At 69.8% G+C, this 19,857-nt stretch carries 15 protein-coding genes and 2 pseudogenes; 5 read left to right on the top strand and 12 right to left on the bottom strand.

From position 1 onward, the window contains the following. The first annotated feature begins 8 nt into the window (after nt 1–8). A complete protein-coding gene (locus ACFVJQ_RS26885; RefSeq protein WP_385787661.1) occupies nt 9–1,010 on the top strand; it encodes an FAD binding domain-containing protein in 1,002 nt (333 codons plus the stop codon). Further along, nucleotides 1,007–3,238 carry a xanthine dehydrogenase family protein molybdopterin-binding subunit gene (locus tag ACFVJQ_RS26880; RefSeq protein WP_385787658.1) on the top strand — a complete coding sequence of 744 codons (2,232 nt, stop codon included), beginning with the start codon at nt 1,007–1,009 and terminating at the stop codon, nt 3,236–3,238. The genes ACFVJQ_RS26885 and ACFVJQ_RS26880 overlap by 4 nt, the downstream gene beginning before the upstream one ends. A gap of 40 nt (nt 3,239–3,278) precedes the next feature. Here the strand turns inward: ACFVJQ_RS26880 and ACFVJQ_RS26875 are convergent, their stop codons facing one another. The 5 genes and pseudogenes from ACFVJQ_RS26875 to ACFVJQ_RS26855 all read right to left on the bottom strand — a co-directional run bounded on the left by ACFVJQ_RS26875 (nt 3,279) and on the right by ACFVJQ_RS26855 (nt 9,048). Beyond that, nucleotides 3,279–5,507: a heavy metal translocating P-type ATPase gene (locus ACFVJQ_RS26875; RefSeq protein WP_385787655.1), complete on the bottom strand. Its 2,229-nt coding sequence runs from the start codon at nt 5,505–5,507 to the stop codon at nt 3,279–3,281. 12 nt (nt 5,508–5,519) lie between these two features. Further along, nucleotides 5,520–5,834, bottom strand: a complete 315-nt coding sequence (locus ACFVJQ_RS26870; RefSeq protein WP_385514539.1) for a DUF1490 family protein — start codon at nt 5,832–5,834, stop codon at nt 5,520–5,522. Nucleotides 5,835–5,935: 101 nt separating this feature from the next. Further along, nucleotides 5,936–7,222 carry an alpha/beta hydrolase gene (locus ACFVJQ_RS26865; protein WP_385787859.1) on the bottom strand — a complete coding sequence of 429 codons (1,287 nt, stop codon included), beginning with the start codon at nt 7,220–7,222 and terminating at the stop codon, nt 5,936–5,938. Nucleotides 7,223–7,235: 13 nt separating this feature from the next. Then, a complete protein-coding gene (locus ACFVJQ_RS26860; protein ID WP_385787652.1) occupies nt 7,236–7,763 on the bottom strand; it encodes an ester cyclase in 528 nt (175 codons plus the stop codon). Nucleotides 7,764–7,885: 122 nt separating this feature from the next. Then, nucleotides 7,886–9,048: pseudogene (locus ACFVJQ_RS26855) on the bottom strand (XdhC family protein). 272 nt (nt 9,049–9,320) lie between these two features. Here ACFVJQ_RS26855 and ACFVJQ_RS26850 point away from each other — a divergent pair. Continuing rightward, nucleotides 9,321–9,902 (top strand): TetR/AcrR family transcriptional regulator, encoded by a 582-nt coding sequence (locus ACFVJQ_RS26850; protein WP_385787649.1) that lies wholly within the window; start codon nt 9,321–9,323, stop codon nt 9,900–9,902. Between the two features lie 46 nt (nt 9,903–9,948). Then, nucleotides 9,949–10,644, top strand: a complete 696-nt coding sequence (locus ACFVJQ_RS26845) for an NAD(P)-dependent oxidoreductase (RefSeq protein ID WP_385787647.1) — start codon at nt 9,949–9,951, stop codon at nt 10,642–10,644. Between the two features lie 211 nt (nt 10,645–10,855). On the opposite strand, the gene ACFVJQ_RS26840 is transcribed toward ACFVJQ_RS26845, so the two are convergent. The 6 genes and pseudogenes from ACFVJQ_RS26840 to ACFVJQ_RS26815 all read right to left on the bottom strand — a co-directional run bounded on the left by ACFVJQ_RS26840 (nt 10,856) and on the right by ACFVJQ_RS26815 (nt 14,164). Continuing rightward, nucleotides 10,856–11,110, bottom strand: a complete 255-nt coding sequence (locus tag ACFVJQ_RS26840; protein ID WP_385787856.1) for a BBE domain-containing protein — start codon at nt 11,108–11,110, stop codon at nt 10,856–10,858. Nucleotides 11,111–11,125: 15 nt separating this feature from the next. Then, nucleotides 11,126–11,488 carry a zinc ribbon domain-containing protein gene (locus ACFVJQ_RS26835; protein WP_385787853.1) on the bottom strand — a complete coding sequence of 121 codons (363 nt, stop codon included), beginning with the start codon at nt 11,486–11,488 and terminating at the stop codon, nt 11,126–11,128. Between the two features lie 142 nt (nt 11,489–11,630). Next, nucleotides 11,631–11,861 (bottom strand): annotated as a pseudogene (locus ACFVJQ_RS26830) (transposase); the annotation flags it as partial. A 380-nt stretch (nt 11,862–12,241) separates the two neighbouring features. Next, nucleotides 12,242–12,367 carry a hypothetical protein gene (locus ACFVJQ_RS26825; protein ID WP_385787644.1) on the bottom strand — a complete coding sequence of 42 codons (126 nt, stop codon included), beginning with the start codon at nt 12,365–12,367 and terminating at the stop codon, nt 12,242–12,244. 231 nt (nt 12,368–12,598) lie between these two features. Beyond that, complete coding sequence (locus tag ACFVJQ_RS26820) at nt 12,599–13,471, bottom strand: aldo/keto reductase (protein ID WP_385787641.1); 873 nt, start codon at nt 13,469–13,471, stop codon at nt 12,599–12,601. Between the two features lie 66 nt (nt 13,472–13,537). After that, nucleotides 13,538–14,164: an NAD(P)-dependent oxidoreductase gene (locus tag ACFVJQ_RS26815; RefSeq protein WP_385787638.1), complete on the bottom strand. Its 627-nt coding sequence runs from the start codon at nt 14,162–14,164 to the stop codon at nt 13,538–13,540. A 424-nt stretch (nt 14,165–14,588) separates the two neighbouring features. Between ACFVJQ_RS26815 and ACFVJQ_RS26810 the strand changes: the two genes are divergently transcribed. Beyond that, nucleotides 14,589–15,476, top strand: a complete 888-nt coding sequence (locus tag ACFVJQ_RS26810; protein WP_385787635.1) for a phytanoyl-CoA dioxygenase family protein — start codon at nt 14,589–14,591, stop codon at nt 15,474–15,476. A 34-nt stretch (nt 15,477–15,510) separates the two neighbouring features. Here the strand turns inward: ACFVJQ_RS26810 and ACFVJQ_RS26805 are convergent, their stop codons facing one another. Next, nucleotides 15,511–19,656, bottom strand: coding sequence for a twin-arginine translocation signal domain-containing protein (locus tag ACFVJQ_RS26805; protein WP_385787632.1), 4,146 nt, complete (start codon nt 19,654–19,656; stop codon nt 15,511–15,513). Nucleotides 19,657–19,857: the final 201 nt, after the last annotated feature.

Here is a 19,857-nt window from a genome sequence, read left to right as displayed (position 1 = left end):
GCCTTGCCGTGCGGCCGATCACCTACTCGCGAGCCACCGACACCGCGACGGCGATCGCCGCGGTCAGCGCCGATCCCACCAGCGACTTCCTGGCCGGCGGCACCACCGAGATCGATCTGCTCCGCCAGAACGTCCTGCACCCACGGCGGCTCGTCGACATCAACGACCTTCCCCTGACGCGTATCGAAGCCACCCCGGAGGGCGGCCTGCGCATCGGATCCCTGGCCCGGATGAGCGAGGTCGCCGCCGCGCCCACCGTGCGCGAGCGCTTCCCCGTGATCTGCCAGGCCCTGGAGCTCGGCGCCTCCGCGCAGTTGCGGCACATGGCGTCCATGGGCGGAAACCTCCTGCAACGAGTGCGGTGCTCCTACTACCGGGACGCGGAGTCGCCCTGCAACAAACGCGAGCCGGGCACCGGCTGTTCGGCCATCGAGGGGTTCAACCGCGGTCACGCGATCCTGGGCACCAGCGAGCACTGCATCGCCACCCACCCCTCGGACGTGGCCGTGGCGCTGATGTCCCTCGACGCACGGGTGCACACGCTGGGCCCCGGCGGCGAACGGACGTACGCGTTCGACGACTTCTTCCTCCTGCCCGGCGACTCCCCGCACCGCGAGCATCCGATGGAGCACGGCGAGCTGATCACCGACATCGAGGTGCCCGCGACACCCGTGGCGCGCCACTCGCTCTACCTGAAGGTCCGGGACCGCGAGAGTTACGAGTTCGCGCTCGCCTCGGTGGCCGCCGCGGTGTCCGTCGTGGACGGCACCGTCGCGGACGTGCGGGTGGCCCTCGGAGGCGTGGCCACCAAGCCATGGCGGGCCCGCCGGGTGGAGGACTTCCTGATCGGTGCCGCCGCGGTACGGGACAACTTCGCGCTGGCGGCCCGCGCCGAACTGGCCGAAGCCCGGCCGACCCCCATGAACGCCTTCAAGGTCGAACTCGCGCAGCGCACCGTCGTACGCGCCCTCGAAACCCTCACCGCCGACGGAAGCGGGAGCCCGGAATGACGACCGCACCGGCAATCGGACAGCCCCTCGACCGCGTCGACGGCCGCTCCAAGGTCACCGGCAGCGCCCGCTACTCCGCCGAGATCCCGATCCCCGGCATGGCCTACGCCTGTGTGGTCGGCTCCCGCATCGCCAGTGGGCGCGTCACCGACATCGACACGAGCGCCGCCCAGGCGGAGGAGGGCGTGCTCGCCGTCCTCACCCACCAGAACCTGCCGAGGATCACGGAGCAGCCGCCGCTGATTCCCTCCCTGGCAGGCACCGCCGCCCCCGGGCAGACCTTCTTCCCGATGCAGGACGACGTCGTCCACTACGCGGGTCAGCACATCGCGATCGTCGTCGCCGACACCTGGGAGCGGGCCCAGCACGCGGCGAGCGAGCTGCGCGTGTCCTACGCGGAAACACCCCCGGTCGTCACCCTGGAACAGGGCCGCGACCAGGCATACATACCCGAGCGCATCTTCGGCGGCTGGCTGCCGGGTCGCATCCAGCGCGGAGACATCGATGCGGGCCTCGCGGCGGCGGATGTGCGGGTGGAGGCGACATTCACGTACGCGGCGAACAACCACAACCCGATCGAGCCGTCAGGCACCACGGCCGAGTGGGACGGCGACGAGCTGGTGCTGCACGACACCACCCAGGGCGTCAACGCCACCCAGATCACCGTCGCCCGGCTGCTCGGTATGCCCCTGTCCAAGATCAGGGTCATCGGGCACTACGTCGGCGGCAGTTTCGGCTCCAAGGCGATGATCCACCATCACGCGGCGCTGGCCGCGCTGGCCGCCCGGCACGTCGGCAGGCCGGTCAAACTCGTGCTGACCCGCGAGCAGATGTTCACCTCGGTCGGGCACCGCGAGGAGCAGGAGCAGCACATCGCCCTCGGTGCGACGCGCGACGGCCGGCTGACCGCCATCCGGCATCACAAGCTGTCCCCGACCTCGCACTTCGACGACTGGGCCGAACCCTCGATCGGCGTGTCGTCGGAGCTCTACGCGTGCCCGAACTTCGACGGCCTCTATCGGATCTTCCGGGCCAACACGATGACCCCCACGTTCATGCGGGCGCCCGGAGAGGCGAGCGGCATGCTCGCGCTCGAGGTCGCGATGGACGAACTGGCGCATGAACTCGGCCTGGATCCGATCGAGCTGCGGCTGCGCAACTACGCGGAGAGGAGCCCGTCCTCGGGTCAGCCGTGGTCGAGCAGCGGCCTGAGGGAGTGCTACGAGCGCGGTGCCGCGCGCTTCGGCTGGGCAGGCCGCGATCCACGGCCCGGAGTGCGACGCGAGGGGAACAGGCTGATCGGGACGGGCATGGCCACCGCCGGCTATCCGGTGGCGCCGCCCGCCAACCCGCAGCGCGCCCGCGCCCGCCTCTACGCCGACGGCACCGCCGTCGTCCAGGCCGCCACCCCCGACTTCGGCACCGGTGTGGCCACGGTCATGACGCAGGTCGCCGCCGACGCGCTCGGCATGCCGGTGGAGCGCTGCCGGTTCGAGAGCGGCGACACCGACCTGCCCAATATCGCGGCCGCGGTGGGCTCCGCGGGCGCGGGCATGATCAGTGCCGCCGTGCACAGCGCCGCGACCGCCCTGCGCAACCAGCTCATCGCCCGCGCCGTCGCGGACCCCCGCTCCCCGCTGCACGGCGCGAACCCGGTCGACGTGGTCGTAGGGGAGGGGCTGATGACGGCGGGAACCGCCTCCGACCCCTACGCCGACCTGCTGCAGCGCCACTTCCAGCCGGACGCCGAGGCGTCCGGTGCGTGGACTCCGCCGACCGGAGACCCCGGGTACGCGATGATGACCTTCGGCGCCCAGTTCGCCGAGGTGGCCGTCGACGCGGAGCTCGGACTGGTCCGGGTGCGGCGTATGACCGGTGCCTTCGCTCCCGGCCGGGTGCTCAACCCCAAACTGGCCCGCAGCCAGCTCATGGGCGGCATGCTCTGGGGCCTGGGCCAGGCGCTGCTGGAGGCCAACCACATGCACCCGCGCACCGGCCACTGGGCCAACGCGAGCCTCGGTGAGTACCTGGTCGCGGTCAACGCGGACGCGCCCGACGTCGACGTCGAACTGGTCGAGGTCGAGGACGACGTAGTGAACCCGCTGGGGGTCAAGGGCGTGGGCGAGATCGGGCAGGTCGGGGCCGGGGCCGCGATCGCGAACGCCGTCCACCACGCGACCGGGCGGCGCATCCGGAAGATACCGATCACGATCGAGGACCTGCTCTGAGGGCGGACCACCGGTGTCCGCCGCCACGAGCCGTGGGGGATCAGCGCACGCGCCGCTCCTCAAGTGGTGCGGCGCGCAGCCGTCCGGTGGTGTCGCTCGGCAGGTGCGGTGTGTGGCCGACGAGTCGGGCGGAGTTGGCGACCACGGCGATGCTGCTGGTGTTGTGGAGCAGGGCGGCCAGGACGGGGTTGATGGAGCCGCCGGCGCCCGCGACGAGGCCGGCGAGGTTCACGCCGATGGACAGGGTGTAGTTCTGCCGTACGACGCGCAGGGTGTGCCGGCTGAGTTCCACGACGGCGGCGACCTGGCGCAGGTCGTTTCCGGCCAGGGCTATGTCGGCGGTCTCCAGCGCGACGTGGGAGGAGTGGGCGCCCATGACGATGCCGACGTCCGCGAGCGCCAGCGCGGGGGCGTCGTTGGTGCCGTCGCCGACCATGGCCACGCTGTGCCCCTCGGTCTGGAGGTCGCGGATCAGCTGGAGTTTGGCCTCGGGCAGCGCGTGGGCGTGGACTTCGGTGATGCCGAGGGTGTCGGCGACGGCCTGGGCGGTCTCGGGTGCGTCGCCGGTGAGCAGCACGATGCGGGTCACTCCGAGCTCGGTCAGCTGGCGGACGACCGTGTCGGCCCCGCCGCGTACGGCGTCGGACAGGCCGAGCATGCCGATCAGCTTCTCGTCGTGGGCGAGGCAGATGACGGTCTCGCCGGCGGCGCGCAGTCGGCTCGTCCATTCCCGGGCCACCTCGGACAGCTCCAGGCCGTGGCGGCGCAGCAGGGCGGGGCTGCCCACCAGCAGGCGGGTGCCGTCGAGTTCGGCGCGTACGCCCATCCCGAGGACGACCTCGCAGGCCTGGTGGATCGGGATGTGCAGATGCTGTTCCTCGGTGCGCCGGACGATGGCTTCGGCCAGCGGGTGGCGTGCGTGCAGCTCGCCGGAGGCCGCCAGGCTCAGTACCTCGTCGGCGGTGACCGTCTCGTCGAGCGTGACCACGCTGGTGACCAGGGGGCGGCCGAGGGTGAGGGTGCCGGTCTTGTCGAAGACCACGGCGGTGACGCGGCCGATCCCTTCCAGGTGGGTGCCGCCCTTGATGAGGGTGCCCCTGCGGGCACCGTTGCCGATGGCCGCGCTGATGGCGGTGGGGGTGGCCAGGCCCGCGGCGCAGGGGCAGGCGATCAGCAGCATGGTCATCGCCCGTCGGGCGTCCCGGGTCAGGGCGTACGTGATCCCGGCGAGGGCGAACGAGACGGGCACGAAGCGGCGGGTGAAGGCGGCGGCGACGGTCTGGATCGGTGCCCGGTCGGCCTGGGCCTCCTCGACCCGGGTGATGATCCGCCCGACGACCGTGTCCTGTCCGACCGAGGTGGCCCGTACGGTCAGGGAGCCGGTGGAGACGAGGGTGCCCGCGTACACCTCGCTGCCGGGCTGCACGTACACCGGCAGCGCCTCGCCGGTGATCGCCGCCTGGTCCACCAGCGCCTCGCCGGACTCGGCGGTGCCGTCGACGGGGATGCGGTGGTGCTCGTACACCGCGACCACGTCCCCGGCCCTGACCTCCGTGAGATCGGCCTCCACCTCCACGCCGTCGCGGACCAGCCAGACCCGCTCCTCGCCGATGGAGAGCAGTTCCTCGATGGCGCGCCGGGTCCGCCGCAGGGTGATGGCCTGCAGAAACTCACCGATGTTGAGCAGCCACAGCACCATCAGCGCGACCACGTTCTCGCGCAGCACGAGCGAGATCACGGTCGCCGTCGTCACCAGCAGATCGGTGCCCGCGTGGCGCCGGCCGCCGAGGGTGCGTGCGGCGCCGCGGAAGAACGGCAGCCCGGTGAAGACGGTGACCGCGCCGAGGAAGCCGGCCGAGCCCGCCGGAGTCCACGGAGGCCGGCCGAGCAGCCGCCGCAACCCCACCAGGGCGAGCACCGCACCGCCGACCACCAGCCGCGCGACCTCCCCCGTGGAGGAATCGGGCACGGACCGGCTGGCCCTGGCGGGCACCCCCGGCGGCGGCGCCTCGGTCAGGGCGGCCACCAGCCGGTCCACGTCGACCAGGTCGGGCTGCACCCAGACGATCACGGCACCGGTACGCGGAAAGACACGCAGCGCCCTGAACCCCGGCAGATCGGTGAACCGCTCGTCGACGAGCCCGGCACACCTGGGCCGCGCCCGCAGCCAGGGAACCGTCAGCCGTACGCGCCCCGCGGCAGCGGCCCGCACCACCACGGAGTCGGAACCGGACACGGGTACCTCTGCGGGTGCGGACGTGCCGGACATGACGACCGCCTCTCAGTGCTCGTGGTCGTGGGCGTGCCCCTCGACACCGACCGCAGAGGGCGGCGGCGCCTCCTCACCCAGCTGCTCCCTGGCCTCGGCCAGCAGGTCGCCGGCCCTCAGACGGGCCTCCTCGGCGGCCGCCCCGAGCCGTCGTCCCGTTGTGATGCCGCCGGCTATGCCGCTGACCAGCAGTCTGCGCGCCGCGGGTTTGGCCTTGGGCGCGGCCTTGGCGGCGCCCCGCAGAACCAGCACGCCGGCGGTTCCGGACAGGGCGTAGTGCGTGATGCGGCCCACGACGGCACCTGCGAGAGCGGCGGGATGCATCATCGTCTCCTTCCGCGGAGCGGATTCGTCCGTCTTCGACGCGGTAAGTCCATTCTCATCCCATTGCGGATATCGCGCACCAGCCGTTCCTGCAGTGACGAAGGTCACGGAGGCTGGCGAAGGCCGGTGCATGGGCTGGTCGCCGTCGTCGTGACGACAGGTCTGGGGAACCGGGAGAGGCCCTGGATGTGGCCTGACGATACGTCAGGAAGGGTCGGTAAACGGTCAGCATCGGGCGTTGAGGCGTCCCCGCTTGCTGACTTGGTGATCGCCGTGGCGGGGGCCTGGGTGCGGATGCCCGGCTCTCGTTCGGAAGGTGCGCTTCGTGGCTCGACAGCTTGCTCGCCGGTAATGGGGTCCCTTTTCAAGGAGTGTGGCTGCGTCAGGCCGACCCGGTGCCCGCACCCGTACACGATCCGTTTCCGGGACGCGCTGGGAAACAGCGCGAAGTGGGCGGCTTCGGCACACAGGAGACGCGATCTGCTGCCGGTGCCGGCCTGCTCCTGGTGGTGGCCGCGGCGGCGGTCATCCCGCGCGGTCGGGCACGGGGCCGGCGCCCCCGCCGTGACAAACGTCCTCCTGGTCGGCCGCTGCTCACCGGGTCCCGGTGACGTCGTCGAGGAGGACACGGAAGGTGTCACACATTCTGGTGACGGCGTCGTTCGCGGCGTCGGAAACCGCCGCATACTTCCAGAACCCATGGGGCAGGGTCGGCTCCTCCGAGGCCAGGACCCGTACCCCTTCGGCCCGCAGCCGGTCCAGGAACAGCCGGCGTCGTCGCGCAACGGGTCGAACCCCGCGCCGACCAGGACGGTCGGCGGCAGAGCGGCGAGGTCCGGCGAGAGGGCCGGGGCGAAGCGGGGGTCCTGTCGCTGTGCCGGATCGGTCAGATACACCTCGATGAACCGCTCGATCGCGAACGAGGTCAGTCCGTACCCCTCCGCGAACGCGGTGCGTGAGGGCAGCGCGGGATCACCCGAGACGATCGGGCAGACCAGTAGCTGGGCCACGGGAGCGGACGGCGTGTGCGCGAGGGCGGCGCCGACCGCGAGGTTGGTTCCCGCGCTGGTGCCGGCCACCGCGACCGGCAGCGGGTGGGCCAGGCCGCCCAGCGACGCGGCCGCGTTCGAGTGAGCCCAGCGTACGGCCTCCACAGCGTCGTCGTAGGCGCTGGGGAAGGGGTGCTCGGGGGCGAGCCGGCAGTCGACGGAGACGACCGGTCGCCCCGTGGCGGCGCACAGCGTCCGGGCCTGGTCGTCGTGCGAGTCGAGGTCGCCCTTGACGAAGCCGCCCCCGTGGAAGAAGACGACGACACAGTCCTCGGACTCGCCCGTCCCAAGACCGGTTGAGCAGCACTGCGCCCCGCCGACCGAGCGATCAGCGGGGCGCAGTGGGCGGGATGCGTCAGAACATGCCGTTGTCGTTGGCCGAGGTCTCGGGCACCGGCGTCGAGACGTCCCAGTGCTCGACGATCTTGCCGTTCTTCACCCGGAAGACATCCATTGCCGCGAGGCCACGGTCGGTCGCGTTGAGCGTTATGTGGGTGTGCACCGTCACAAGGTCGCCGTCGGCGAGGAACCGCTTGAAGTCCACGTTGACGTCCGGGACCGCCTTGACGAACCCCGTCGCCCAGGTGATCCATCCCTCCTTGCCGTCGGCGACGTTGGGGTTGTGCTGGATGAGGTCGCCCACGTAACGGTCGGCGGCCTCCTGCGGCTTCTTCTGGTTGATGCCGAGGTCCACGAAGGCGCGCACGATCTGCTTGTTGCGTGCTTCCTTGGCGGCCTGGCCGGCGGGCCAGGTGGCCGCGGCGGGCTTCTTCGGCGCGGTGTCCGTGACGGCGAAGGCGGTGGTGCCTACGGTCAGCGCGGCGGTGGTGAGGACACCGACACCGACAAGAGTGACGCGGCGGCTGAGTCTGCGGCGCTTCATGACTGTCTCCAGAGTGGTGTGTGGATGTGCAGAGAGGTGTTGCTGATCTCCGGACCCGGGAGGTTCGGAGAGGCTCGGTTGTCTTGCTTCGGTGCGCCGGTCCGGCCGGTGCGGTGCGGCTGTCAGGCCGCCCCCAGTGCTGCCGGCTGTGCCGGGTTGCGGTGGATGGGGGTGTGGGTGTCGATGAGGGGAATGCCGGTGGCGCCGCGTCGCGTGGCGATGATTTCGGCGGCGATGGACAGGGCGGTCTCCTCGGGCGTGCGGGCGCCGAGGTCGAGGCCGATCGGTGAGCGGAGCCGGGCCAGTTCCTGCTCGCCCAGGCCGGCTTCGTGCAGTCTGCGTTCGCGGTCGGTGTGGGTGCGGCGGGAGCCCATGGCGCCGATGCAGGCGACCGGCATGCGCAGGGCTTGTTGGAGGAGGGGGATGTCGAACTTGGCGTCGTGGGTGAGGACGCACAGGGCGGTGCGGGCGTCGGTCGGGGTGTGCCGCAGGTAGCGGTGGGGCCAGTCGACGACGATGTCGTCGGCGTCGGGGAAGCGAGCGCGGGTGGCGAAGACGGGGCGGGCGTCGCACACGGTGACGTGGTAGCCGAGGAACTTGCCTGCCCGGACCAGTGCGGCGGCGAAGTCGATCGCCCCGAACACGATCATGCGCGGTGGTGGGAGGTGCGCCTCGACGAGCAGGGTGAGGCCGCCCGGGCAGAGGGATCCTCCCCCCTCTCGCTGCGCTCGCGGAGAGTTCGACCGTGCCGGTACGTCCGGCCTGGAGCAGGGCGTGTGCCTGGGCGGCGGCCGCCTGTTCCAGCTCGGGGCGGCCGCCTGCGTACGAGCCTTCGTAGGTGCCGTCGCCGTGGACGAGCAGGCTCGCGCCCAGCAGGTCGGCCGGTCCGCGGATGATCCGGGTGAGGGCTGCCGGTTCGCCGCGGGTCATGGCGCTCACGGCCGAGCCGACGACCGTCCTGGCCGGCGCGGTGGCGGTGACCGGGGTGATGAGGATGTCGATGATCCCGCCGCAGGTCAGCCCGACGGCGAAGGCGTCTTCGTCGCTGTAGCCGAACCGCTCGACGACGCTCCTGCCGTTCTGGAGGGCCTGCCTGCACAGGTCGTAGACCGCACCTTCGACGCAGCCTCCGGAGACCGATCCAACGGCCGTCCCGTCGCTGTCCACGGGCGAGGGCGGCCCCGAGCCCGCGTGGCGCGCTGCCGCTGACACCGACAACTGTGGCCACGGCGAACTCCCGGCCCTCCTCGAACCAGCGGCCCAACTCATGGGAGACATCAAGCACTTGGTCCCTCCGTGGACAGGACACGATCAGTACGGACGGGCAGCGGGCGTCGGGGTGTGTGGGGGCGTGCCAGACGGCTTTGGCGAGTGCCGTCGGCGCGCCCAAGCGCCTCGATGGCGGGACCGAACGCAGGTCGTGCGCTATCTGCCCGTCGGCGCGGCCGCGGCTGGCGCTATGGTGGACACAAGCGGACTGGTGTCCGCTAAGTGAGAACGTGGCGGACAGTTATCCGGTTAGCAAGGGTTTTGGGTGTGAGCCCGGAAGGAGGGGAAGTGGACTCCAGGAGCAACGGGCCTCAGCGCTCGGATGCGCAGCGCAATCGGGAGCGGATCCTGGAGGTGGCGCTGGCCGAGTTGTCGCGTGACGTGGATGTCCCGCTGAGCTTGATCGCCAAGAAAGCGGGGGTAGGACAGGGCACCTTCTATCGCAACTTCCCCAACCGTGAAGCGCTCGTCCTTGAGGTCTACCGCCACGAGGTGCACCTGCTCACTGACGCTGCGGCGGAACTGCTCAAAACCCGGGCGCCCGACCAGGCCCTGCGTGAATGGATGGATCAGCTCGCCCGCTTCGCCGTCGCCAAGGTCGGCCTGTCGGACGCGATGCGTCAGATCGTCGGGACGGCGGACGGTCCGGCTCAGCCGGGGTACGCGCTGGTGGTCGAGGCTGTCGAGGCTCTGCTCGCTGCCAATCACGAGGCCGGCACCGTTCGTCCGGGGGTTACTGTCGACGACTTCATCCTGGCCATCGCCGGTATCTGGCAGATCGATTCCCGTGGGGACTGGCAAGCCCAGAGCGCTCGGCTTCTGGATCTTGTCATGGACGGGCTGCGCGCAGGGGCGCCCGGACGGGGCTGAGGCCTGAAGGCCGACGGCTGGGCGATCGGGCTCGCTAAGCGGACAGGTGTCCGATACGTTTCCGTATCGGACACCTGTCCGCTTGTCTCTGTCGCGCATGGAGGATTCCCCCACCATGAAGATGCTCATCCTCGGCGCGACCGGCTCCACCGGTCGTCATCTCGTCGACTTGGCCCTGCGATCCGGTGACTGGGGCACGGCCCTCGTACGCAACCCGGAGGCCCAAGGTGAGGTGGCGGACCGGTTCACCGTTGTCATGGGAGACGCCACCTCGCAACGTGATGTCGCAGTCGCCGCGCTCGGGCAGGACGTCATCATCTCCGCCCTCGGTCAGGGCACATCGCTGAATCCTGATGGACTCTTCGACCGCGCGTCGGCTGCCGTGATCGGCGCGGCCCAGCAGCAGGGCGTTTCCCGCCTGGTGTGGATGTCGTCGTTCGGTGTGGGGGACACCTTCGAGCTGGCGACCGTTACGCAGAGGACCATGTACCGCACGTTGCTGCGGCGGGTCTACGCGAACAAGAAGATCGCGGATGACCGCATCCGTTCCAGTGGCTTGGACTGGATGTTGGTCTTCCCGACCGGGCTGACCAACGGCCGGGCCAAGGGCACCTACCGCGTGGGTGACCGGCTGCAGATGAGGGGCGCTCCGAGGATCAGCCGCGCCGACGTCGCTACCTTCATGCTCCAAGCGGCGCGTGGTGGCGAGTGGAGCCGACGTAACGCAGTGATCACGGACTGACGGCCGTCGGGGCACCGCGCCCCCTGGTGTCGGCCGGCGGTGTCGGCTCGTGCTGAGCGCCGCGATTTCCGGGCCTTGAGCTCCCCGAGCCCAACCCGAGGGACCGGGCAGGCACTCGAATCGGTTACCCGTCTCCACACCGGTGGTCCGATGGGTGAGCGGCTGCCTCAGCCTTGGCGGAGACAGCCGCGTTTCCCCAACTCCTGGGCGGCTACGCGGTGGTGGCGGGAGCGATGTTCTTGTTGCAGCGGAGCAGGTTCCGCGGATCCCATACGGCCTTGATCTCGGCGAGTCGCCGGTACTTGGTCTCGCTGCCGAACACTTCCCATCGCCAAGCCTCGCCCTGGTCCTGGGTGAGGGGCGGCACGACCGTTGCCGTTGTCCCCGTTGCGCAGGACGGTGCCCCGGAAGCCGGCCGCGAAGTTGTCGTACGTGGAAGATGGGGGGTAGAGCTGGTCGGGCTCATGCGTGCCTTTGTCAACTACCAGGCGCTGAAGCGCCGGGCTTGCACAACGGGCATCACTGGCGGTGATGCTGCGTTTGCGTCCAGCCCCGCTCCGCTGCCGCGGTGGTGGGCAGGGGCCGTTGACTGGGCCCCGCGTCGCCACAACTCCCACGCGCGGGCGCGGATGTTGCGGGAGCTTCCCCCCTCTCGGCTTCGCTCGAGCGGGAGGTACCCCCATCGGTCCGCGTGCGCAACGACGTCGCAGGACCGGCACGCGAACCAGGCCTGCGAGACCCGGTTCGCTTTGTCGATGTGTCCGCACTGGGCGCAGGTGCGCGAGGTGTACGCCGGATCGACGTACGCCACCGGCACCCCCGCCCGGCGGGCCTTGTACGCGATGAAGCTTCCCAGCCGGGCGAAGGACCAGCTGGAGTGGGTGGCCCTCCCCCACTGCCTTAAGGGCGTGGGAGGTACCCCCAGCCTCGGCCACCATGTGTTTCGCGATCTTGTGGTTGATGTCTCTGGCCCGCCGCGCCTCCTTGCGGCGCCGCTTCTTCAACCGGCGCTTGGCGGACGGGGTGTTCTTCTTCTGGAGTTTGGCGCGCAGGCCGCGTTCGCGTACCCGGACGCGGTTGATTTCGCGGCCGGCCATGATCTCGCCGTCGCTGGTGGTGGCGATGTTCACGATGCCCAGATCGAGGCCGAGGAAGTCCACCGGATCGGTGTTCAGAGACTGCTCGGGTACCTCGCAGGTCGCGTTCAGGAACCACATGCCGTCCCGGCACACCAGATCGGACTCGCCCTTGCGGTACAGCGCCAGGGTGGCCAGCTGCTCAGGAGAAGCGGTGAACGCCACGTCCTTGACCCTGCCCGACACCGTCCAGATCGAGATCCGGCGCTCGGCGATCTGCCAGGACAGCATCCGGTCGTCGTAGGGCTGCGCACCCTCCGGGCGGAAGACGATCGGCTTCTCGGTGGCCCTGCGGTACCGCTTCGAGCCGGGTTTCCCAAGGTTCCCGGCCTTCAGGTTCGCCGTCAGCGTTGCGTAGGCGTCACAGGTCTTCTTAATCACGTGTTGGGCGGCCTGGGCGCCCGGATTCCACCGCGCCTTCACCTCGTCATAGGTGAACTTGCGCAGCCCGAAGTTCTTCTTCACATCCTTTCGAAGGCCACCTCACTGGCCCAAGTGGCCGCTTGGTTGCAGGCACGCAGAGTCGCCTCAAGTGCCACCGCCTGCACGAGAGCCGGCAGCAGCTTCACCTGCACCACCAGCTTCACCCCCGCGACGCTGGCCGGAGCTCCTAGGTCTCGCATTCGAACACAGCAAATTCCCCTGTCGATCCGGACCGCCTTCCTGGCGCTCCGCGCCGGATGCCACCGCGGTGCTCCGCACCGCTCACCCAGGATGCGATTCCTCCGGGCGTAAACGCCCGGGGTTCCTCGCAAGAATCCCGCTGAAGGCGGTCGGCCTCCGTGTGGCCGCCCCGGTGGTGCGGAGTGCTTCTCGCGTTACGCGAGGTCGGAGAGATCCTCCGGGGTGAGGCTGATCGACCCGGCGGCTATGTTCTCGTCCAGGTGAGCGGGGGACCCAGTGCCGGGAATGGCGAGGGTGACGGGGGAGGAGGCGAGCAGCCAGGCCAGGGCGATCTGGGGGACCGTGGCGCCATGCCGCTCGGCGACCTTGGCCATGCGGTCACCGGAGAGGTCGCCCCTGCCGCCGCCGAGCGGGAAGAACGGCACGAAGGCGATACCGGCCTCCTCACAGGCCGTCAGAAGCTCGGCGTTGTCGCGCTTGCCGGCGTGGAAGTGGTTCTGCACGGCCGCGACGGGCGCGATCGCACGGGCCTCGGCGAGGTGACCGGTGTCGACGTTGCTGAGGCCGAGATGCCGGATCAGGCCCTCCTCGCGCATCGCTGCGAGTGTTTCGAAGCGTGCGGCGACGGACTCGCCGTGGGGCGGTTCCATCATGCCGATGCGCAGGTAGACGAGGTCGAGGCGGTCGACGCCGAGGACTTCGAGGTTCGCCTCGACCATCGGCCGCAGGGCGGCGGGGTCGGTGGTCTGCTGCAGTCCGCCGTCGGGGGTGTCCCACGGGCCGACCTTGGTGGCGAGGACCAAGCCGGCCGGGTACGGCTGCAGGGCCTCGCGGATCAGGGTGTTGGCGCTGACGGCGCCGTCGTCGCTGCGGTAGAAGGAGGCGGTGTCGATGTGGTTGACGCCGAGCTCGACGGCGCGGCGCAGGACGGCGCGACCGGATTCGGGGTCGCGGGCCGGTCCGGTGAAGCCGTTGGTGGACAGCCGCATGGCCCCGAAGCCGATGCGGTTGATCGGCAGGTCGCCGCCGAGCAGGAAGTCGTGGGAGGCGGGGGAGGCAGGGCTCATTGTCGGTCCGTTCGGGAGGTCGCCGCGTGGCGCGGCAGTCGCGTGGTGGGGGATCTTGGCTCGTCGTCAGTCCGTGATGACGGCGTCGCGGTGAATCCACTCGGGACTCTGGGCCGCCTTGTACATGAAGTCGGCGACGTCCGCGCGGCTGATCGTCGGGTTGCCCTTCATCGGGAGACGCTCGCCGACGAGGTAGGTGCCCTTGGCGGGGTTCTTGGTCAGCATGGTCGGGTAGACCAGCGTCCAGTCCAGGCCGCTGGAGCGGATCGTCTGCTCGGAGATCTCCTTGTTCGCATAGATGTTCCGCAGGAACGTTCGGTACATGGCCTTCTGCGCTGGGCTCGCCGAGCGGTAGGTGTCACCCACGCCGAACGAGGACAGCCATACCAGGCGGGATACACCCTTCTCCTTGGCCGCGCCGATCACGGCTGCTGCGGCGCGGGTGAACAGGTCGTCGGCGCGCACGGACGTGCTCCTGCCGAGGGCCGAGATGACGACGTCCTGCCCGATCATGGCCTTCGTGACATCGTTGTGCGAGGTGGCGTCTCCAGTGACTACGTTGACCCGATCTGCCAGATCGTCCAGCGCCTCCGGCCTGCGGGCCAGGACTGTGACCGTGTCGCCAGCCTCGAGGGCCAGGTCGACGACGTGGCGACCGGTGGGGCCAGTGGCACCGAGGACGAGCAGATTCATGGCATGAAACCTTCCGTGTGGTCAGGTGTGTGGGTAGTGCCGCCCGCTATTGCCGATCACCTACGTGGCGTAGCGTGGGGCCTAAGCGGACAGCTGTCCGCTGTAATGAAACGTACCGGACAGCTATCCGGTTAGCAAGTGCGGGCTGTGTCGAGCGGTCGCTTGCGAGGTGGCTGAGCGAGGTGGAGGTGGCCGGCGCGAGGTTGGGGTGCTGGGGTGTGTCGACGCTCTCGCTCGCCAGGGCTCCCGGCGAATGCTGCGCGTGGGTGGGCCGGAGTTGCCGGCGGCCACATCCGGATGGATGACCCGGTCGCGCGGTCGGAGGTCGGTCTGGGGCCTTCCGGCGCGAATGTGGTGGGCGGCGACATGCTCCTGTGTGCACAGCAGCACGAGCTCATCGGTCCATGCCAAGGAGCACAACGTCATGTCTCACACGCCCGACCTACCGGACCCCGGCCACAGCCACGTGGACGCCATCGACTCGCTCGACGGGCTTCACACCGACCTGGCTCGACGGCACACGGCCACAGAAAGCAGTGGAGCCGCAGTCCCCGCCGCCGTTGTCGACGCCGACCTCGCCGCCCTGGAGCGCGACGGATACGTCATCCTGGACAACCTGCTCACCGAAGCAGAGTGCGCGGACATCCGGGCAGCCGTGACGCCCCTGCTGGACAGGACCGGCCGCAACACCTTCGAGGGCCGCCTGACTCAGCGCGTCTACAGCGTCCTCAACAAGACCCGAGCCTGTGACCGACTGGTCGACCACCCGAGAGTGCTGGCCCTCCTGGACCGGCTGCTCATGCCCAACTACCTGCTCTCCCAACTCCAGGTCATCAACATCCTCCCCGGCGAGAACGCTCAGCTGCTGCACCCCGACGACGGCATGTACCCCGTGCCCCGTCCCCGGCCGCCGCTGAGCGCGGCCACAGTGTGGGCCATCGACGCCTTCACCGAGGACAACGGCGCCACCGTGGTCCTGCCGGGGAGCCAGCGCTGGGGCGACCGCCGGCCGGCTGACGGCGACGCCCGCGTGAAGGCCGTCATGCCAGCCGGCTCATGCGTCTTCTTCGCCGGCACCCTCTGGCACGGGGGCGGCGCCAACGCGTCGGACCGCGCCCGCCTGGCCGTCACGGCCCAGTACTGCGAGCCGTGGCTCAGGCCACAGGAGGCGTTCTCCCTTTCCACCACCCGTGACACCGTCCGAGTGGTGTCCGAGGACATCCGCCGGATGCTCGGTTACAGCATCCATCCGCCCTTCCTCGGGATGGTCGACGGCATGCACTCCAAGCGCCTCCTCGACGAACCCTCCTGAAGGCCGTCCCCCGAGCATTCCCTGACCTCGAACTTCACTGCGGCACGTCCTGCGACGTCAGCAGGTCGTACGCGGCGTACGCCTCGTCGATCAGCGCGTCCTCGTCGGTGCCCGCCTCCGCGCCCGCCTTCTCGATCCGGTCGAGCTCGGCGGTGAATGCCGCGTAGCTCTTCATCGTCCAGTCGGACGCGTCGGTCTTCCTGGCCCGTGCGAGCAATTGCGCGAGGCTTTCGGCGACGGCGATCGCCGCGTGCTCGCTGACCGTGCTGGAGCCGCCGGCGAGGGAGGCGGCAACCTTGAACCAGCGTCTGCCGTGCCGCAGTTCCTTCTCCGTCCAGCCGCGGAGCCGGGTGCCGATGAGGACCTTCTCCCAACCCGCCCCGTGCTGAAGCGGATTGGTGGCGGCCGTATCGGCGTCCGCGGTCCGGTAGAGGGTGAAACCGGTGGCGTCCTCGGGCTTGTTCCAGGCGACGACGGCCGTGTCCGCCTCGCGTTCGGCCACGTAGGGCAGCAGCGCGCCGTTCGCCGTGTCGCGCACCCTCACCGCGGCCAGGACGGCGTCACCGGAGGCGGCGACACCCGCGTGCACGGCGTACGGCAGGGGCGTGAGCATCGAGCCCGCGTACGTCCAGGAGGTGCCGTCGGGCGAGGCGAAGGCCAGGACCTGGTGGGTCTCGTAGTCGCGGATCAGCCGCAGGTAGGGGTGGTCGGCGGCGGTGAAGCCGGAGATCTTGGCGTCGCGCGGGGAGCGCACCTGGTCCTGCCAGTCGTGGCGGCTGTCGCGGTCGCGGTTGGCGAGGACGAGGGTGCCGTCGGAGTCGGCCCCGAAATAGAGGTACCGGGTGTTGGCGTCGATCTTGTCGCGCAGCATCAGGCCGGTCAGGGCGCCCTTGTGGTCGTCGATGCGTGCGGTGACCGTGCCGGTGCCGGCCAGGACGCGGCTGCAGAAGAGGAGGGAGTCATCGATGTCCCGGGTGGCGATCATGTAGTCGTCCCCCTTGCCCAGTCCCGTGCCGTCGCCGCCCGCGATGGTGAGGCGTGCGCCGCTGACGGAGGTCCTGCCGCTCTGCTGGGAGCCGAGCCGGTCGTCACGCCAGCCGGAGCCGGTCAGGTCCCGCGACACGGGCGCGGAAAGGGCCGCCTCGGCGCGCCAGGACGACCAGCCGTGGCCCGCGCTGTTCACGGCGGTGACCGTGTAGAAGTAGCGCCTGCCCTGCTTGACCTTCTCGTCGCGCCAGTACAGGACCTTGATGCCCTCGGCGACGGTCTCGTACGGGCCGTCCTCGCGGGTCGCCCGTTCGATGGTGTACGAGGTGGCGCCCGGGGTCGGAGTCCAGGTGACGCCGATGCAGGTGTCGCCGGGCAGGGCCGCCGCGTACCGCACGACGGACGGCGACAGGGTCTCGGTCGCGTCCTCGGACAGCTTGAGCACCACGGCGGTGAACGGCGGGACTGTCACATGGCCGCCGTTGACCGGCAGTTCCTTCCCGGAGACGAGGTCGAGGACGGTGGAGCGGCGGTGGCCGGCGGGCACGGCGAGGCGGTGTGTCCGCTTGTTGCCGTAGACCTCGCGCGTGGTGTTGATCCCGAAGAGGTACCGACCGTAGCGGGCGGTGAGGAAGTCGACGTACCCGGAGTAGGGGTGGTCGGGCTCGAAGTTCTCGCGGCTGATCGTGCCGACGCCCGGCTGGTGGGCGATCGGGCAGATCTCCCCGGCCAGCGCCTGCAGGGCCCAGTTGTCGCCGGTGTTGATGTCCTCCATGAAGTCGGCGTCGATGTTGTCGGTGCGGGCCCAGTAGTCGCGGAACTGGAACCGGCCGTTGGTGCGCAGCTGCACGGTGTGCTCATGGGCCGGGGCCATGACGTGCAGCCGCCCGCTCCCCGCGACGCCCCGGTTCTGGACGTAGAGCGAGCCGAAGACGCGGGTGTCGCCGTCGCGCATCGACAGGAACATGTTGTCGATGTCGACCCAGGCGAACTGCTCGTAGTCGGCCGGGTCCACGCCCAGTTCGGCGATCTCCGCGGCGCTGTAGGAGCGGAAGTCGGTCTGCGGCAGGACCCTCTTCGCCTTGACGGTGCCGAAACGGTCGTATGTCGCGCGTCCGCCGGTGAGATACGCCCAGGTCTCGGCGAGCCGCAGATCGACCTTGAGCCACTGGGTGACGGCGTTGAACTGGTTGAAGTACTGGCGGTCGGCGAGCTGCTGCTGGGCGAAGCCGACGGCCTCGCGGGCGTACTCCCAGTACATGTCCCAGCCGCTGTCCGTGTAGCGGTCGGCGTGCGCCGCCATGTGTGCCTCGACGGCGGCGAGGAAGAGCGACTGGCCCCGGTTGATGCGGATGCAGTAGCCCGGGATGCCGGGGACGTAGACGTTGCGTTCGTCGATGACGCCCTCGGTGCGCATCAGACGGTTCTTGCCGCTGTCGTCCGCCGCGGGGTAGCGGGTGTGGGCGCGGGCGTGCAGATTGCGCAGCGTGAGCTTGAGGATCTCGTCGTTCAGCTCCTCGTCGCCCTCGTGGCCCCAGGTCTTGAAGAAGTACTCGCCCAGGTACTGGGAGGCCTCCTCGCCGTAGTTGCCGACGTAGGTGTTCTCGCGGGTGAGGCCCGCCGCGGTGATGCCGGTGTAGTGCCTGCCGTAGGGCAGCCGCCGCACGATCTCGCCGTCCCTGTCGAGCTTGCTCTTCGCCAGACCCTTGCCCACGATCTGCACGTAGTCGTCGGTGAAGCGCGCGGTCTGGTCGTGGTAGAAGAGCGAGTGGTACAGGTCGAGGTCCTCGCCGTCGGGGCCCACCAGGACCTCTTCGCCGAGGAACGGCACCATCCCGAGGGCCTCGCCCAGGATCGCATGGCTGCGCTTCCTGCCCTCGTAGAACGTCGAGCCGATCACCCGCAGGCCCTCGTGGGCCTCCCAGGCGCCCTCGTAGGTGAAGAACATCTGGTTGTAGATGTACGACAGCCGCGACCGCGCGAAGTCGAAGTTGGCCTTGAGGCAGCGGCCCCAGGCGGCGCGGCGGGTGAGCGGGGAGCCGTCGAAGTCGACGTCCTTGAGGGAGGTCTCGCCCTCCTCGGTGCCGGTGGTGAACTCCTCGTCGAGGAAGGCCCTGAAGGTGTCGGCCCCGTAGATGTCGGCGTCGTTGATGACGTTCTCGGCGATGTACAGGGCCTCGCCGAGTGCGCCGTAGTAGCCGCCCCAGTCGCCCTGGTGGCCGCCGCGGAGCAGGAGCCTGGTGTTGCCGTAGTAGTCCATGACGTGGTTGTCGATGCACTTGAACAGGCGCAGAAGGGCGGTCTTCTTCGCGGCAGGTGTCGTGGCCGGGCACCAGTCGGTGGTCAGGACCCCGGCGTAGAAGCGCAGGTCGTCCACGTACCGGACGATCGAGAGCTTGCCGGAGGCCGAGGCGTCGATCTGGGCAGAGAGCTTGTTGAAGAGGGCGACCTGCGCGGTGCGCAAGCCGTCGATCAGCTCCTGCTTCTTCGCGTCGGTGAGATCGACAGGGGTGCCGGCGGGCGGCGTGTAGCCGGGGAGGTCCGCGCCGAACTCGTCGAGGTGTGCGGCGGTGTGGGTGTACACGCTGTAGTAGGTGCGGGAGTCGGCGGTGACCGTACCCTTGTAACTGCTCTGGTAGGTACGGAGGGTGATCTCCACCTGCTCCCGGCCCGCGGTCATCTCCAGCGGCAGCATCGTGGTCTGGTAGGTGAATCGGCCGGGCGCTGGCTTGGAGAAGCCGAAACTGAGCGGCTGGTAATCGGAGTTGCGGCGGAAGCCGATCTGCTCGCCGTTGAGGTAGGCGAGGGTGCTGTAAGGCGAGGAGTCGCCGCCCCAGAGCTTGAGCGTGAGGTAGTTCTGGGCCGCCGGGTCGGTCTTCATCGTGAACCGGAGCTCGCCGCCTCTGACGCCGACCGGGGCGAGGGGAGTGGCGACTCTGCCTCTGACATCGTTGTCGTCGGTGACAATCCTGCTGCCGTCGGAGGTGAAGCCATGAGCGGACTCCGACTCCTCGTCGCCGAGGGCCAGTTGGTCGACCAGACCGGCCTGCCTGTCCGCCCGCCCGTCCTCCGCGGACTCCGCCGCGTACGCGGCCGGCGCGGACTGCCAGAGCCAGCTGCTCGTGGCAGCGGCGGCAGTGCCGGCGCCGGCCAACTGGACGAAGTGACGGCGGCTCAAGGGTGCTGCGGGCATGACGGATCTCCTTCTTGGCGGCCAACGGGCAGCGGGCAAAGGGCAGTAGGCGGCGCGCGATGGGCAACAGCGGCAGGCGTGGCTTCGGCTCGGTTTCAGAAATCGGTTTCTAAAAGTTAGGGTCGGCGAGGATCAGCGTCAATGGTTTGGCATGCCCAAGAGCTGCTCGAAAGCGAACGCACCCTGACCGGCGGCGAACGC

Source organism: Streptomyces sp. NPDC127197 (genome assembly GCF_042672405.1).
GTDB classification, from domain to species: Bacteria; Actinomycetota; Actinomycetes; order Streptomycetales; family Streptomycetaceae; genus Streptomyces; species Streptomyces flavusporus.
The sequence above is the reverse complement of the archived record's forward strand: the minus strand, read 5'-3'. Positions and strand labels throughout refer to the sequence as shown.

What these genes read in the sequence shown, in the direction of transcription:
- ACFVJQ_RS26880 (WP_385787658.1), top strand. Translation starts at nt 1,007, where the DNA reads ATGACGACCGCACCGGCAATCGGACAGCCCCTCGACCGCGTCGACGGC.
- ACFVJQ_RS26875 (WP_385787655.1), bottom strand. Translation starts at nt 5,507, where the DNA reads ATGTCCGGCACGTCCGCACCCGCAGAGGTACCCGTGTCCGGTTCCGAC.
- ACFVJQ_RS26870 (WP_385514539.1), bottom strand. Translation starts at nt 5,834, where the DNA reads ATGATGCATCCCGCCGCTCTCGCAGGTGCCGTCGTGGGCCGCATCACG.
- ACFVJQ_RS26860 (WP_385787652.1), bottom strand. Translation starts at nt 7,763, where the DNA reads ATGAAGCGCCGCAGACTCAGCCGCCGCGTCACTCTTGTCGGTGTCGGT.
- ACFVJQ_RS26840 (WP_385787856.1), bottom strand. Translation starts at nt 11,110, where the DNA reads ATGAGCCCGACCAGCTCTACCCCCCATCTTCCACGTACGACAACTTCG.
- ACFVJQ_RS26820 (WP_385787641.1), bottom strand. Translation starts at nt 13,471, where the DNA reads ATGAGCCCTGCCTCCCCCGCCTCCCACGACTTCCTGCTCGGCGGCGAC.
- ACFVJQ_RS26815 (WP_385787638.1), bottom strand. Translation starts at nt 14,164, where the DNA reads ATGAATCTGCTCGTCCTCGGTGCCACTGGCCCCACCGGTCGCCACGTC.
- ACFVJQ_RS26810 (WP_385787635.1), top strand. Translation starts at nt 14,589, where the DNA reads ATGTCTCACACGCCCGACCTACCGGACCCCGGCCACAGCCACGTGGAC.
- ACFVJQ_RS26805 (WP_385787632.1), bottom strand. Translation starts at nt 19,656, where the DNA reads ATGCCCGCAGCACCCTTGAGCCGCCGTCACTTCGTCCAGTTGGCCGGC.